2 protein-coding genes are annotated in these 635 nt (G+C 64.9%); both read left to right on the top strand.

The annotated features are described in order from the left end of the window. On the top strand, positions 1-249 hold a 249-nt coding region (locus B2V90_RS19125), incomplete at its 5' end, for a hypothetical protein (RefSeq protein WP_293922840.1). Further along, positions 246-488 carry a hypothetical protein gene (locus B2V90_RS19120; RefSeq protein ID WP_009820998.1) on the top strand — a complete coding sequence of 81 codons (243 nt, stop codon included), beginning with the start codon at positions 246-248 and terminating at the stop codon, positions 486-488. The genes B2V90_RS19125 and B2V90_RS19120, both read left to right, overlap by 4 nt. Positions 489-635: the final 147 nt, after the last annotated feature.

The raw sequence follows: 635 nt of genomic DNA, 5'->3' as shown, positions 1-635 counted from the left end.
GACCATTGTGCTCCCGCTTGCCAGCCAGGGAGCCAAATATTGGACGATCTCAATTATCTGTTGATGCGGGAGCAGGAAGAACTGATCCGCTATCATAGCGCGCATACGCCTGAAATATCTTCCGCCCATCGTCGATCGGCGGCCGATTATAATCGACGTATTCGCCAGCATCCTCATCCCTATCGGTCGGAACGCGCCGATGGCTCGGCGAGCTTCACCCTTTCCGCGCATGTGGAGGTGCGGGCATGAGCCGCGCGATCAACGTCAAGGGGACGCCCGAAGCGGTCACGGCCCTGTGCGCCAGCCATGCGCTGCGCATTTCGGTGATCGAACCGCTGCAATCGGGCGGTGTGCGCGTCGTGATGCTGGACCCGCGCGAGGCCGACACGCTGCGTGGACTGATGAAGGGCAAGCTGATCCAGGGCGAAGTCGTGCGCTCCGCTTCGCATGTCGCGCGTCAACTGCCGGCTGCGACCTCTCGCCGATGACCGAACGCCAGCAAGCGGCCCTCCGCACCCCCAGCGCAGCGCAGGCGGCAAGCCCGCCCGCCCAGACGCGCCGCAATCGCGACAGCGACCTAACCCGCGCCCACGCCAAAATCCTCGCCGTCACCCAACGCGAAGCCCAAGCCCGCC

It is taken from the genome of Sphingobium sp. UBA5915 (genome assembly GCF_002431195.1).
Classification (GTDB): domain Bacteria; phylum Pseudomonadota; class Alphaproteobacteria; order Sphingomonadales; family Sphingomonadaceae; genus Sphingobium; species Sphingobium soli.
This window is presented reverse-complemented; position numbering and strand designations above follow the sequence as displayed.

Bases quoted from the DNA above. Each gene is read 5' to 3' on its own strand.
- B2V90_RS19120 (WP_009820998.1), top strand. From the start codon at position 246: ATGAGCCGCGCGATCAACGTCAAGGGGACGCCCGAAGCGGTCACGGCC.